Consider the following 12365-nt stretch of genomic DNA (forward strand, 5'->3'; position numbering starts at 1 on the left):
GGAGGAAACAAGCATGGCACGTTATTTTAATGGCAGGGAAATTGAATTACTGGCACCGGCAGGAACCTTTGAAATCTTCAAGGAAGTTGTTCAATCAGCTTGTGATGCGGTTTATTTTGGCGGACCGGTCCTGAATATGCGGATGATGCGCAAAGGCTACAACCTGTCGCATGAGGAGATTGCCCAGGCGCTGGTAATGGCCCACAATCTCGGTAAAAAAGTATATGTTACCGTCAACAATCTGTTCAGTGAAGAGGATGTAGAGGAAGCTAGAGAGTATCTGCGGTTCCTGGACGAGGTTCAGCCGGATGCGCTGATTGTACAGGATATGGCGGTGCTGGAGCTGATCCGCGAGATGGGGCTGACTGTACCGATTCATGCTTCAGTCATGATGAATGTCCATAATCTTGAAATGATCTATGCGCTGCGCGATCTTGGGGTAAGCCGGGTAGTCACTTCACGTGAGATGGATCTGCAGACAGCGAAGCTGCTGGGGCAGAGAAGCGGCATGGAACTGGAGTATTTCATTCACGGTGATATGTGCTCGGTGCACGGGGCCAACTGCTATTTCAGCTCCCAGGTGTTTGGAATGAGCAGCAACCGGGGCAAATGCATGAAGCCTTGCCGCTGGGATTACCGGATCAAGAAGGATGGCTACGTCTTCCCGGCCGAATATCCGCTGGCAGTTAAAGATATGTTCATGTATGAGCACCTTCCGGAGCTGATTGAATCGGGCATCACCTCCTTCAAAATTGAAGGCCGGATGCGTGATAAGGACTTTATGGTCATGCTGGCGAACAGCTACGGCGAAGCGATTGACCGCTATATTGATGATCCGGTCGGCTTTAACCGCACGGTGGACTCCAAAATGCTGCACAACAACCGCAAACGTGACTTTTCTACAGCGTATGCTTTTGGCAAGCCGGGATTATCGAATATTAACCGCCGCTATGAAGGAACAGGCAAATTCTACAGTACAGGAAAAGTGTTCAGTACCCCTACTGCGGAACGGGAGCTGTCTGAGAGCCGGGTAATAGAGCTGCGTGAACGGATGGCAGCAGGCAAAAGGGCGCAAGTGAACAAGCCTGAACTGGCTGTGCGCGTTAACAATATGGAGCAGGCGAAGCTGGCGCTTGCGCTGGGTGTAGAGCATTTGTATCTGCCGGGCGACGTGTTTGAACCGGATCTGCCGCTGACCAAGCAGGATATTAAAGAACTTGGCGCGTTGAAAGGTGAGACAAAGCTGTATCTGGGCATGCCGCGTATGATGACGGAGCTGCATTTTGACCAGTTCAGCCAGCTGCTGGGCGGGGAACGCCTGCCGGTAGACGGTTTGCTGGTTACGAATCTGGGGGCAATCCGCCGCTTCAAGGATATGGGTTATCCGATGATCGGGGATGTGAATCTTAATGTGTACAATCATCTGGCTGCTGAGCTGTATACCGGACTGGGCCTGCAAAAGCTGACCGTTTCACCGGAGATGACGCTAGAGCATTTTGCCACCTTTACCTCCCGCTGTAATCTGCCGCTTGAAGTTGTCGTACACGGCACGCCGGCGCTGATGTATATGGAGCATGATCTGTTCGAAAACACAGAGGTGATGGAGCCGATCGGCGAGGAAGATAATGTGTATGTCAGCAACAACGTCCTGGTGCTCAAAACGGATAAAGGTGAAAATCCGGTCTACCGCGACCAATACGGCCGCTGCCACCTGCTGTTCGCCAAAGAGCTGTGCTACCTGCCGATGCTGGATGAGATGAAGGGACTGGGAATCTCCACCTTCCGGATTGAAGGGGCTACTTACAGCACTGCAGAGCTGCGCACAATCATTACAGCTTATCAGGCTGCTATTGGCGGCAAGGGGAACAAAGAGGAGCTGCTGGGCGGGCTGAAGCCGGTGTATGCCGGATATACGTTGGGTTCACTGCAGTTTAATTAATATTTCAAATTTAAAATCATAGAGGCAACCTGTTTATTTTGCCAGAGTATAGACTATCAAGTGGCATTTTTCACAAACAAAGCGATTTGGAAGCTTAGCAATCTTTTATCCCATAATCCGCGCTGCAGAAGATATAATAGTTGGTAAAGCAAGTACAACCGGTTACGCTGTCCTGAACAGGACGGCCTCCGGTTCTGCGCAGAATTCATCAAGTGAAAGCGAGGCTTCTTCATGGAACAGACATCATTTATCGGCAGAGAGGCTGTAGCCGCCAAACGCAGGCAGTATTTCTATCCTTGTACCGCACACTTTTACCGTGATGCCCCGCAAATTGTACGCGGGAGCATGCAGTATGTCTATGATGAGAACGGCAAGGAGTATACGGATTTCTTTGCCGGAGTTTCCGTAGTGGCCTGCGGGCACTGCAATCCGGCGATTACTGACCGGACCATTGCCCAGCTTCAGCAGCTCCAGCATACATCCACGGTGTATCTGACCCAGCCAAACGTAGATCTGGCAGAGCGGCTTGCGGCAGTGCTTCCGGGTGGCCTGCGGCGCAGCTTTTTCGTGAACACGGGCTCTGAAGCGAATGAAGGTGCGCTGCTGCTGGCCAGAATGCATACCGGCCGCAAAGGGTTTATCGCCCTCGAGAGCGGTTTGCACGGGCGCACCAATCTGACAATGAGTGTGACCGGCCTGCAGATGTGGCGGACGGATAACTATCTGGACGAGGATGTCACCTTCATAGAGCGGCCGTATCATCCTGATCTGACTCTGGAAGAGGCGGCAGCCTTGTCCATTAAGAGCTTGAAGCGGGTACTGGAAGAAAAGGGCGATACCATCGCCGCGATGATCGTTGAGCCGATTCAGGGTAACGGAGGCATGATTATGCCGGCTCCATCGTATTTCCGCGAGGTCAAAGCGCTGCTGGAGCAATACGGCGTGCTGCTGATCGACGATGAGATCCAGACCGGCTACGGCCGTACCGGCGCCATGTTCGCAATTGAGCATTTTGGAGTGGTTCCGGACATTATCAGTATGGCAAAAGCGCTCGGCAACGGCGTGCCGGTGGCAGCCTTCGCCACTACAGATGAAATCGCCGCCTCCCTAAACCGTCCTTCGGCCTCCACCTTCGGCGGAAATCCGGTCTCGGCTGCTACGGCGCTCGCCGTGCTCGATTATATTGAAGGTGAGCAGCTGCCGGCACGTGCGGCAGAGCTGGGCGGCCGCCTGAAAGCCGGACTGGAGCAGCTGCGGGAGAGCTATCCGGCGCTGATCACGGACGTGCGGGGCACGGGCTTCATGCTGGGAGCCGAGCTGGCCGGCAATGCTGCAGTGAGTGCTGCTGAACTGACTGATGATGTGCTGGAAGACATGAAGGACCGCGGTTATCTGATCGGCAAAAACGGCGTAGGCCGCAATGTCCTGGCCTTCCAGCCGCCGCTGGTTGTTACAGCAGAGAATATAGACGGGCTGCTTGAAGTGTTGGATGAGGTGCTGCTGCAGGCCTCCAGCCGCTTGTCTGCCGCTGTGCAGGCTTAAGCGCGCAGCAGGTACAGGAATCAAAGGTAAAGGACGAATACAATGGTTATTATGAATGCTTTTAAGACGACAGCCCTTAAGCTGAAGATGTTCAGCGAGCTGGTTATGTTCTCCCATACGCTTTTCTCTCTGCCGTTTGCCGTCATCTCGATGGTCTGGGCCGCCGGCGGATGGCCTTCCGGGCATATGATGGTGTGGGGCCTGATTGCCCTGATCGGGGCGCGCAATGGTGCCAACGCCTTCAACCGGCTGGTTGACCGCACATTTGACAAGCAGAACCCACGGACAGCGCACCGGCATCTGCCGCAGCAGCTGCTGGCGGAGAAGGAAGTTATCCTGTTTATTATTATCAATTACGGCGTGTTTATCGTTGCCTCCGGGATGCTGAATCTGCTCTGCCTGATTCTGTCGCCTGTGGCGATTGTCCTGATCTCCAGTTACTCGTATACTAAACGGTTCACGTTCCTTAGCCATCTGTATCTGGGCTTTGTCATTGCCTCCGCGCCCATCGGTGCATGGTTTGCTGTGACCGGGAACATTGCCTTCACGCCGTTTGTAATCGGCACAGTTGTTATGCTGTGGATTGCCGGATTTGACATCATCTACGGCACCCAGGATATCGAGTTTGACCGGCGGCACGGCCTCTGGTCGATTCCGAGCTTCTTCGGTCTGAAAAATGCGCTGCTCATCTCCAAGGGGCTGCATTTCATCATGGTACTGCTGCTGCTCTTCCTGTATGTCTGGCGCGATCTGGGCTGGATGTATCTGGTGGGCATCGGCATCGCAACCCTGCTTCTGATGACGGAGCATCAGATCATCAAGCCGTCGAACCGGAAGCTGATGAAGGTGGCTTCTTATAATTTGAACCAGGTGATCAGTATGGTGATTGTACTGTGCACGCTGATTGATTATTTTTATGTTAGCTAGGGGGGGCGCTCGGCAGGGGAGGCTCTGCTGCGAGGAATGTTTGGACTTCCGGCCGCTGTTATGTTTGAATTTCCTCATTTAACCCGCTGTCCGCGGTAGAAATCCAAACATAGCTTATGCTTCCGATGCGAGCTTTCCTTTGGAAAGCTTTCAGGCGGACGCTCCGCTCCGTAAGGCTCAAAATTCCTCTCCGCTCGCTCTTTGCCTCGCTTGGCTAACAACAAAAAGACAACAGGCCTGCCCAGTAGTGGGCGGGCAGCAAGGGCGCGTAAAGGCTGGCTACGCGCCCTTTTTGCTGTGCAACAACATCTAAAAAGCTAAGGCAACCCCCAACCCCCAACCCCCAACCCCCAACCCCAAAAAACAAACAACTGCTAAACAACGCTCACGGGCGCCTTGCTGCGTTCGCTGGTTTAGCAACAATGAAAAGCAAAAGCAAAAGCAAAAGCAAAAGAAAAAGCAAAAGAAAAAGCAAAAGCAAAAGCAAAAGAAAAAGCAAAAGAAAAAGCAAAAGAAAAAGCAAAAATAAAGATAGAAAGGGGGCACAAGCCGCAGGTCCTGAGCATCTAAGTGGATTTTCGGCAACTAAATTCCCTGTTTTTTTAAAATTGTGGTGAATAGGTGGAAAATCAACACTTAATTCAGCCGGGAATTCCTTTTTGACGCAAAAGAGATCATATTAAGTGTGCTTTTTCCATCTATTATCCTATATCCGGTGGTTTTCAGAGAATTAGATGGCGAATTTCCAATTAGTTAATCGTCGTAGTCTCCCCGTATTCCCATAGCGCTAGAACGCAAAAAAAAAGAGCCCGAGGGCTCTTCGGAAACAGTTAAAATTTTACACGTTTAAGATACGGCTTAATGTGTTTATACATACCTTAATATCTCAGTAATCACGGCCGGCAAAATACTGCAGCAGCGTCTGCAGATCGGCATGAGCCGGATACCCGGAGAGCTGCTGAATAATGGCAGCGGCCTGGTCCAGATAGCTCTGGCTCACCTCCGCAGTGCGGGCAAGGGCATCGCTGCCGGTGATGAGATTCAGTACATAAGTAACCTCTTCTTCGGAGGAACTAGGACCGATCTTGCGGATCGCAGGAGCGAGCGCAGGGTCCTCAAGGGCAAACAGGACAGGAAGCGTTACCTGGCCATGCCGCAGATCACTGCCGGCAGGCTTCCCCAGCTTCTCGGCAGACTGGGTGAAGTCGAGCAGATCATCCTGGATCTGAAACGACATGCCCAGCGCCTCGCCGAAGCGGTACAGGAGCTCGGCCACCTCTTCGGGACTCTCTGTAGAGAGTGCACCGACCCGGAGGCAGGTGGCCATCAGCATCGCCGTCTTGTTAAGGGACTTCTCAAGGTATTGCTCGAGCGTCAGGTCATAATCGAAGGCGTGCTCCATCTGCTGGTACTCACCAAGGCAGAGCTGGGCGGTAGCTACGGATGACAGGTCATGGACGTAACGGTCTTTGTCTTCGGTATATTTGCTGAGCAGCTCGATGACCCTGGCCGACATATAATTGCCGATATGAACAGCGGAGAGTACGCCGGTCTTCACATGCAGGGCGGCTCCGCCGCGCCGCAGCTCAGCACCGTCGATAATATCATCATGAATTAAAGAGGCGGCGTGAATGAATTCAGCAGCGGCAGAGAGCTGCAGCGTTCTGCGTCCGGCTGGTTTGCGGCCGAACCGGCCGCCGACAATGACCATAAGCGGGCGCAGACGCTTGCCTCCGGAGCCGATCAGCTCCAGGATGCTCTGGGCGAGCTGAGATTTTTTGGGGACATCCTTATCACGGGCCACTAGATTTTTGATTTCACGGTTAATTTCATTCAGGTCTATGTTTAAGGCTTCATGCAGCTTCATCTATCGGATTCCCACCTGTCAAATGGCTTTGCTTGTGCGGCTTCGCTGCCTGCTCTCCTGGAGAAGGAATTCATCGATTCCAGCCGCCGGATTAAACTCTGCGAAGTCTCCATTTGAACGTCTGATCTGCATTTTCTTAACGGAGGGAGCCAGATAAGCAACCAGGTCCAGCTCACGGTATTTCACTGCGAACTGTAAATAGAAGCTGTATAAATAATCTCCGTCCAAAATGTTGCGGGTAAGGTCGGGGTGATGTGGGACGCATTCCATATGGCGCTCAGCAGCCAGAGTAAGAATGCTATAAATACCAAGCAAATGGAGTTTACGGTCATATTCCAGATCATGGCGTTCCAGTACCGCGAGCATCCGCTCACATTCCGCCGGAGAGAGATCCAATTGAATACCGGCGACCGGGGACATTTCAGCCTGCAATTGCCGGATGGTATCTTCAATGAGTTGTCTGTTCATTAAGCTTCTCTCCTTCATGTCGGTTTTGACGGAAGCATCCACCGCCCTGATTATCCCTACAAAACCAATCTTTAAAACCTTGTTAAACAAGGAGAGTAATGTGTCCCAGGGACACATTACTCCTTAGAATATATTATTCAACTGTAGCACATATAAAACACATAATAATATGGTTATATGAATTATGGCTTATAAATGATGAAGAAAGTATTGATTAAGATCAGTCCGTAAAGAGATACCAGCGCCGTACGAGCGGAATTCTCTTCCACTGCTTCTTGAGCCAAGGCAGAACGTAGTAGTCCAGACCGAAAGTGCTGCCGGAGCCGCCGATGCAGGCAATCGCTGCTGCAACATACCAGAGCATTTCTGTTGCTGCCATCTTGGAAGACCAGATCATAGCTGCCATTGCGATGGTTGCCAGCGAGGAAATTGCTGTGAACAGGCCGACGATCAGCATAACACCAAAGACGATTTCGGCGCAAACCATACCGATTTGGAACCATTTAGCCAGGAAAGTGTAAGATCCGTCATTGTTGTAGAACATCAAATCCATGAACCAGTTGGTAGTATCATAAACAAATCCCGGAACAGGAAGTGCAGATACGGCTTCTTTGGCAGTCGATACTGCTGAAGCTGCGGATTGTGCATCTACTGTATCTTTAACCGCGTCAACAGCTACACTGGCAGACGATGCAGCATCAGTAGCAAAAGGAGCAGCCGGAATCAGGAAAATCTTATCCGGATCTTCCCAGATCTTCTTCAGCTTGTCGATACCTTCATACAGCCACATTCCCCCGAGCAGCATACGCAGCGGAACGATCCAGAAGTTAGGCGAACGCTTGGAGAAATGGCCGCCCAGGAAGCTCTTACGGTTCTCAACATGGAAGAACTCGTGCATCATGTAAGTCCATACCTTGTTAAAACCTACCACTTGAGAGAGGTAGAACATATTGATAAAATGTTTGGACAACATAGCCATAAAGCCGGTAAGCATGAACAGCTTGCCTGGAAGTCCAACGTTCGCTACACCGTAGCGGCTTCCGATGGAAACCATCGTACCGTGGAATCCTGGTTTGTAGGCTTTCTTAGCTGTACCTTTGATGTCAGCTGTGATGTTTCCGGCAATGACTGGAGCCGCTTGTTCAGCGTTCTCAACCATTTGCGGTACAGGGCGGGTTTCGCCTTCTGGAATAAAGAAGATGTTATCTCCAACAACATAGACATTCTTATGGTCAACGCTCTCCAGGTGCTCGTTGGTAACGATACGTTTACGGCCTTCCTGTTTAACATCAAGGTTGCCCACAATTTCCGAACCTTCAACACCTGCAGTCCAGACAATGGTTTGGGATTCAACAACGTTCTTCTCGCCGAGGGCAACGCTGCCTTTGCCGACTTCGGTGATTTTTGCGCCGGTTACGATTTCCACGTTCAGCTTGCGGAGATGGGCTTCAGCCTTTTGAATCAGCTTATCCGGCAGAATCGGCAGAACCTTAGGAGCCATATCCGCAACGATCAGACGTACTTCGGAAGGATCGATGTAGAACTCTCTGCACAATTCATCGCGCTGCTCAGCCATTTCACCGACCAGCTCGACACCGGTGAAGCCGGCGCCGATGATAACGAAGGTCAGCATCGAACGGCGTACAGCCGGATTTTTTTCCTTAGCCGCTTTGGTGTACATATCGCGGATTTGACGTTTCAGCGCTACCGCGTCGTCATAGGACCAGAAGGAGAAGGTATTCTCTTCAGCTCCAGGAATACCGAAGAAGGTCGGTTTGCTTCCTGTGCCGATTACCAGGTAATCATAAGCATAAGTAGCTTTATCTGATTTAAGCTTCTTGTTCTTGAAATCGATATTGCTGATCTCGTCAAGAACTACATCAACTTTAAGACCTGCAAAGATTTTCTTCAGATCGATCTTAATTGAATCCTCAGGCGCGCGGTTCGCTGAAACCTCATGCAGCTCAGTCAAAAGAGTGTGATAGGGATTCCGGTCGATAAGTTTAATTTCTACATCTTTGTCGTTCTTAAATTTCTTTGCCAGTTTCTTAGCCGTGAGTACGCCGCCGTAGCCGCCGCCCAAAATGACTATTTTCTTCAAGAGAAATTCACCTCATTCGTCTGATTAGCTGCAAGAGGAGAGCGAATTAATTATTTCGCGCCTTCGAGTGCTTTTTCTGCAAGTGTAAAGTATTCGCCTACATGGATGGATACGCCGGAAATAGCGTCTGTTTTGCCTTCAGCATCAAGGGCAGGAGCTGCACCTTTGTTTTCAAGGAAGTATTTTTCAGCAAGTGCGATTTCTTCGTGCCATTCAGCGGAAGCACCGCCGGCTTTCATGCCGTATTTACCATCGATGGAAAATTGCTTCTTGTCGTCGCCGGCAGCATTTACACCGCTGAAGTTAACAGCTACTACATTACCGTTAGCTACAGTCAGGGCAACAGTGGATTTCCAGCCGGAAGTTGCATCCATTTCGCCTTCAGCTTTGTAGCCGCCGTCTTTGTAAGGACCAGCTTCTACAGGACCGGCAGCAAGAGCAGCCTGTGCAGCAGCAGTAAAGTCGTTAACGTGTACGGATACGCCGGAGATAGCATCAGTATGTCCTTCAGCATCAGTAGTGATTGCAGCAGGATCTTGTTTTTCAATCAGGAAAGCTTCAGCCTTAGCAGCCTGTTCGTGCCATTCTGCTTGAGCGCCGCCTTTGGCAACGAGACCGTAGTTACCGTCTTCGGATACTTTCTTCTTCAAATCGCCTGCATTTTTAACGTTGAACGCGTTCCAGTCAGCCTTGGTGATTTTACCGCCTTCTACTGTAAGCAAAGCGTAAGTCTGCCAGCCGGTTTCAGCATCGGCTTCAATTGTACCGAAGTAAGTGCCGTCCTGGTATTGGCCTGCTTCAGCAGGTGCGTTGGTAGCTGCTTCAGTTGCAGCAGGTGCAGTTGTCTCAGCAGGTGCGTTGGTAGCAGCAGTGTTAGCGGCGTTGTTGTTGTTTCCGCAGCCTGCAAGCAGGGTGCCCAGAACCAGGGCGCTCGACAAAATTACAGAAGCTTTTTTCATTTGTTATGACCTCCAAAATAGTTTAAAATATATATATTAAAATGTAAAACATTTTAATAGACTTGGAAGTGATATTTATCACTTTATAAATGACAAATGTCACTCTTATTATCGGCATATGACCTGTTTTATTGCAGTACTTTGACACTTATCAGTAAACATAAGGTAAAATTTTAAACATCTTCTTTCTGCTCCGAAGGCATTTTAGCATAATATACCGGTCATACATGTGAAAATAATCACTTAAACCTAAATTAATTTATCTGTAAGTAATTTAGCTATGTTTAGATTATATCAAATTTTAAAAATTTTGAACACCCTCTTTTAAAAGACTATTATGTGACAAAATCCGACGTTGGCGTTCCGATGTTAAGGATTCATTGCCGGCGCTGACGGGTAATAAAACGATAGCACGTGAAGCTCTGAATATACCTACAACTACAGGGAAACTAAGGAGATGAACATGTATGGACAGCAACGTATTTAAAGGAAAATGGATGCAGATCAAAGGTGAGGCCAAAAAGCAGTGGGGCCAGCTCACTGACGATGATCTTGATGTAATTGACGGTGAAAAAGATAAATTAATCGGCAAGCTGCAGGAACGCTACGGCCACACAAAAGATAAGGCTGAGGAAGAGTACCGTAACTGGGGGCAGTCTGTCCGGAGCTAACGGTTCCTTTTACGAAATAACAAGCTAGTCACATTCGCATAAAGAGGCGGTGTCCTATGTACAAACCGACCGTCGTCACGGGAAGGATTATTGAAGTGCAGGCTGACCGGGTGCTAACCCAGCAAGGTGACATGTTCTGTACCTATAATCCCCGGTATTATAAGCTTCCTGATGAGCTATGGACACAGGCTGAATGTGAGCCGGACAAGGTGCAGGTACCTGTAAGTGAAGAAATAAGCCGGATGCAGGTGCCGAGAAAGCGCTGGAACAGAATGCTGCCCTTGTTTTCGCCTCAGAAGAAGAGCGCAAATCGTATATGATTTGTGCTCTTCTTCTTGTTATCTGCACTTAATTCAGGATTCATATATACATAACGCTGGAACTATGGTTTTATGAATTCAAGGAACTATATGATAGTATGGACAGGACGTTATTTATTTGAGCTGTGGGAGTGAGGCAATGGAATATCTCAAAATATTTTTTGTCAATACAGCCCTGCTGATAACATTGGCTTATCTGGGCAATTTAATATATAAACATACTATTACATATGCACCTGAACAGGTGAAAAAGATATGCTGGGTTCTGGTAGCGATTTTTGCCGGCTGGGTCAGCTCTTTCTTCGGTTACAGACTGGATGAAAATGTAATCTTTGACCTGCGCATTGTGCCGCTGATTATCTCTACTCTCGCTTATCCGCAGCCGTTCATTCTTATTCTGATCGGTGTAGGCACCGGGATCACCCGCCTGACCTTCGGCGTAAATGAAGCAGCGATGGCCGGTGTAATTAATTTGTCTATCCTGGGCTTTGTCTGCGCCGGCCTCAGCCTGTGGGTCAGCCGCTCTGCTGCATCGCTCCGCTTTAAGAGACTGGCGGTAATCCTCATAGTGAACCTGGCCAATACGGTCAATATCCTTATTTTTGGCGTGATTCCGGACCGGATTTATCTTACAGAGATTATGCCGGTGACCCTGGCCGGAGGCCTGGTTCTCAGTCTGCTGTTTGCGCTGATTATCCGTGACTTCCAGCTGGAGCTGCTGCGCAACGGGCAGATTGTCCGAGCCAACGAGCTGCTATCCTCACAGACCGAGGAGCTGCACAAGAACAAGATTGCCCTTGAGGAGCGGGCCAAGCAGCTGATGCTGGCTTCGCAGTACAAATCAGAGTTTCTGGCGACGATGTCACATGAGCTGCGTACGCCGCTGAACAGCATTATCAACCTGTCACAATTAATAGAAGAAAACAGAGATTCATTAAGCCCGGAGGAGACCGGGGAATATGCCGGGATTATCCACCGCTCGGGCGAGGATCTGCTCCTGCTCATTAATGATATTCTGGATTTGTCCAAGGTAGAGGCCGGCAAGCTGGACATCAACAAGGAGGACTTAAGCGTCAGCGAAATTCCGGAGCTGCTGGCACTGCAGTTCAGTGTAGCGGCCCGGCTGAAAGGGCTGGAGTTCAAGGTCACACAGGATGAAGGGGTACCCGGAATTATTCATTCGGATCCCCAGCGGGTGCAGCAGATTCTCCGTAACCTGCTTGCAAATGCCGTTAAATTTACTACGGAAGGTAGCATCTCTCTTAATATCCGTACAATTGAGCAGAAGGACGGGGCCTTGCTGCGGCGCTGGATCGTTTTTGACGTGCAGGATACCGGCATTGGAATTGCCGCAGAGAAGCACGATATCATCTTCGAAGCCTTCCAGCAGGCAGATGCGACAATCGGGCGCAAATATGGGGGAACCGGACTCGGCTTATCCATCAGCAATGATCTTGCAAGACTTTTGGGCGGGTTTATCACCCTGCATAGTGAAGAGCAGCAGGGGAGCCGCTTCTCACTTTACCTGCCCTTGTAACCTGGGATGAAGGGCTGCAGCAGCCTCCAACTTT

Annotated in this window: 11 protein-coding genes; 7 read left to right on the forward strand and 4 right to left on the reverse strand. The window is 50.0% G+C overall.

From position 1 onward, the window contains the following. Positions 1-13 precede the first annotated feature (13 nt). The 4 genes from AC4G46_RS02470 (at position 14) to AC4G46_RS02485 (ending at position 5025) form a co-directional block, all read left to right on the forward strand. Positions 14-1939: a peptidase U32 family protein gene (locus AC4G46_RS02470; RefSeq protein ID WP_491126539.1), complete on the forward strand. Its 1926-nt coding sequence runs from the start codon at positions 14-16 to the stop codon at positions 1937-1939. Between the two features lie 231 nt (positions 1940-2170). Continuing rightward, the gene (locus tag AC4G46_RS02475) at positions 2171-3481 is read left to right on the forward strand and encodes an aspartate aminotransferase family protein (RefSeq protein WP_491126540.1); all 1311 of its coding nucleotides are present in this window, start codon (positions 2171-2173) and stop codon (positions 3479-3481) included. Between the two features lie 42 nt (positions 3482-3523). Then, the gene (locus tag AC4G46_RS02480) at positions 3524-4408 is read left to right on the forward strand and encodes a UbiA-like polyprenyltransferase (protein WP_491126541.1); all 885 of its coding nucleotides are present in this window, start codon (positions 3524-3526) and stop codon (positions 4406-4408) included. 422 nt (positions 4409-4830) lie between these two features. Next, entirely contained in the window at positions 4831-5025 is a 195-nt protein-coding gene (locus AC4G46_RS02485) for a hypothetical protein (RefSeq protein WP_491126542.1), read from the forward strand. A gap of 269 nt (positions 5026-5294) precedes the next feature. Here the strand turns inward: AC4G46_RS02485 and AC4G46_RS02490 are convergent, their stop codons facing one another. The 4 genes from AC4G46_RS02490 to AC4G46_RS02505 all read right to left on the reverse strand — a co-directional run bounded on the left by AC4G46_RS02490 (position 5295) and on the right by AC4G46_RS02505 (position 9803). After that, on the reverse strand, positions 5295-6275 hold the full coding sequence (locus AC4G46_RS02490; RefSeq protein WP_491126543.1) for a polyprenyl synthetase family protein: 981 nt from the start codon (positions 6273-6275) through the stop codon (positions 5295-5297). An 18-nt stretch (positions 6276-6293) separates the two neighbouring features. Then, positions 6294-6743, reverse strand: a complete 450-nt coding sequence (locus tag AC4G46_RS02495) for a hypothetical protein (RefSeq protein WP_491126544.1) — start codon at positions 6741-6743, stop codon at positions 6294-6296. Between the two features lie 220 nt (positions 6744-6963). After that, positions 6964-8844: an FAD-dependent oxidoreductase gene (locus AC4G46_RS02500; protein ID WP_491126545.1), complete on the reverse strand. Its 1881-nt coding sequence runs from the start codon at positions 8842-8844 to the stop codon at positions 6964-6966. 50 nt (positions 8845-8894) lie between these two features. Continuing rightward, positions 8895-9803 carry an FMN-binding protein gene (locus tag AC4G46_RS02505; protein WP_491126546.1) on the reverse strand — a complete coding sequence of 303 codons (909 nt, stop codon included), beginning with the start codon at positions 9801-9803 and terminating at the stop codon, positions 8895-8897. 467 nt (positions 9804-10270) lie between these two features. On the opposite strand from AC4G46_RS02505, the gene AC4G46_RS02510 reads away from it, so the two are divergent. From AC4G46_RS02510 to AC4G46_RS02520, 3 genes are all read left to right on the forward strand, one after another. Continuing rightward, a complete protein-coding gene (locus AC4G46_RS02510) occupies positions 10271-10474 on the forward strand; it encodes a CsbD family protein (protein WP_491126547.1) in 204 nt (67 codons plus the stop codon). A 56-nt stretch (positions 10475-10530) separates the two neighbouring features. Then, on the forward strand, positions 10531-10794 hold the full coding sequence (locus AC4G46_RS02515; protein WP_491126548.1) for a hypothetical protein: 264 nt from the start codon (positions 10531-10533) through the stop codon (positions 10792-10794). Positions 10795-10933: 139 nt separating this feature from the next. Continuing rightward, positions 10934-12331, forward strand: a complete 1398-nt coding sequence (locus AC4G46_RS02520) for an ATP-binding protein (RefSeq protein WP_491126549.1) — start codon at positions 10934-10936, stop codon at positions 12329-12331. Positions 12332-12365: the final 34 nt, after the last annotated feature.

This window comes from Paenibacillus sp. fava2 (assembly GCF_058313675.1).

What these genes read in the sequence shown, in the direction of transcription:
- AC4G46_RS02470 (WP_491126539.1), top strand. Translation starts at nt 14, where the DNA reads ATGGCACGTTATTTTAATGGCAGGGAAATTGAATTACTGGCACCGGCA.
- AC4G46_RS02475 (WP_491126540.1), top strand. Translation starts at nt 2,171, where the DNA reads ATGGAACAGACATCATTTATCGGCAGAGAGGCTGTAGCCGCCAAACGC.
- AC4G46_RS02480 (WP_491126541.1), top strand. Translation starts at nt 3,524, where the DNA reads ATGGTTATTATGAATGCTTTTAAGACGACAGCCCTTAAGCTGAAGATG.
- AC4G46_RS02485 (WP_491126542.1), top strand. Translation starts at nt 4,831, where the DNA reads ATGAAAAGCAAAAGCAAAAGCAAAAGCAAAAGAAAAAGCAAAAGAAAA.
- AC4G46_RS02490 (WP_491126543.1), bottom strand. Translation starts at nt 6,275, where the DNA reads ATGAAGCTGCATGAAGCCTTAAACATAGACCTGAATGAAATTAACCGT.
- AC4G46_RS02495 (WP_491126544.1), bottom strand. Translation starts at nt 6,743, where the DNA reads ATGAACAGACAACTCATTGAAGATACCATCCGGCAATTGCAGGCTGAA.
- AC4G46_RS02505 (WP_491126546.1), bottom strand. Translation starts at nt 9,803, where the DNA reads ATGAAAAAAGCTTCTGTAATTTTGTCGAGCGCCCTGGTTCTGGGCACC.
- AC4G46_RS02510 (WP_491126547.1), top strand. Translation starts at nt 10,271, where the DNA reads ATGGACAGCAACGTATTTAAAGGAAAATGGATGCAGATCAAAGGTGAG.
- AC4G46_RS02515 (WP_491126548.1), top strand. Translation starts at nt 10,531, where the DNA reads ATGTACAAACCGACCGTCGTCACGGGAAGGATTATTGAAGTGCAGGCT.
- AC4G46_RS02520 (WP_491126549.1), top strand. Translation starts at nt 10,934, where the DNA reads ATGGAATATCTCAAAATATTTTTTGTCAATACAGCCCTGCTGATAACA.